This is a genomic window from Clostridium gallinarum (assembly GCF_014836325.1).
GTDB lineage: Bacteria > Bacillota > Clostridia > Clostridiales > Clostridiaceae > Clostridium > Clostridium gallinarum.
This window is the reverse complement of record NZ_JACSQZ010000128.1, coordinates 1-1,475: the sequence shown is the minus strand read 5'-3', so window position 1 is coordinate 1,475 and position 1,475 is coordinate 1. Positions and strand designations below refer to the sequence as shown.

Here is a 1,475-nt window from a genome sequence, read left to right as displayed (position 1 = left end):
GTATTATAATACTTTCAGAAATCTTACTTAATTTATCCAAATATAAATTTTCTTTTTGATTATCAAATATTAAAATTAATTTTTTGAAAAAGAAATCAGAATTAAAAAGTTCTTCTATTTTTTCCTTAGAATAATTAGATATTACACAGGGAAAAAACTCTTTTAAATCTTTTTCATTAATATAACTTTTATTTTCTATTAGCATGGGATACTCCTCTCGTACTTTGTTATCCCATATATTATTTACACTACTTCTTATAAGTATATTTCTCATATTTATTTCGTTATATATATCCTCTATAATTTCGTCATACTCCTTATAAAGTTTTATAAAATTAGAATGTTTTAACTCAGCCTCTTCTATATCTAAATATAGTTTAAATCTTGGTATTAAATTAACAGTTTCATTTAACTCATTCTTCTTATCTAAATCATTATAGCAATAATTTAATATTAATATTTCAAGGTTAGATAATTTATTAATAAACTCAAAATTACCTTTTGTATTATAAACTGTACTTAGTAATTTACTATAGAAAGCTAATCTCTCTTTTAAATCATCTCCTCTTACTAATACATCTAGTAACAACTCATTATAGATTTCATCTATTAAAACCTCTTCTAAAAATGATAGTTTTTCTCTTAAATCCATCATAATCTTAAAATTACTACTATACTCATTAAATATTTCTTTTTGATAGTTTGAAAATAAACTCAGATTATATTCTTCTTCTGAATTTTTCTTTTTACTAAATATATTAAACCAAGCTTTTTTCTTTTTACTATTTAAAAGATTATAATTATACTTTAAATTTATTATATTAGCTAGAGATAATATATTTTCTTCAGTTATATTATTATTTATAAATTCCTCAAGAAAGTCTTCAGTATATTTACTATGAATCAACTTATAATTATTAACATCATTTGAAATTAAATTGTTAAGCTTATATAAAGACTCTTTTAATACATTATAGTCTAATGGATATTTTAAATAGTTAAACATGCTGTTATCAGTAAATCGTCTATATTTAATGTAATTTAAACAGGTATCAGAATTTAAAATAGTATTACAAGCTAAAACTACTTCATTATAACTATAATCATTTAATGGTTTCTTTATCCTAAATCTAATATAAAAACTATCATATTTACTAGAAATATTTATATCACGAGAATTAACATATTTTTCTGTTAGCGGTATGTCATTATTTTTATAGTGATAAAACATTGAATTAATACTATTTAATAATTGTAGTTTTTTTGTAATACTTCTATTGAGAAGTTCAACTTTACTTATATTAGTTTTTCCTGTTTTATCCCTTAAACCATCTAAAACCTTATCAATTCTATTTTTAATAGAATAATCTTCCTGAAGATTTATTAATCTAGTATCTAAAGATTTAAATAAATCATCCTCTATTAAACTATTTGTATATATATCTGAAATAATTAGTATTTGATCTTTATTAAAC

1 protein-coding gene is annotated in these 1,475 nt (G+C 20.2%); it reads right to left on the bottom strand.

Going from position 1 to position 1,475, the window contains the following annotated elements; all coding sequences use genetic code 11:
• On the bottom strand, nt 1-1,475 hold a 1,475-nt coding region (locus H9660_RS16100; RefSeq protein ID WP_191751382.1), incomplete at both ends, for a hypothetical protein.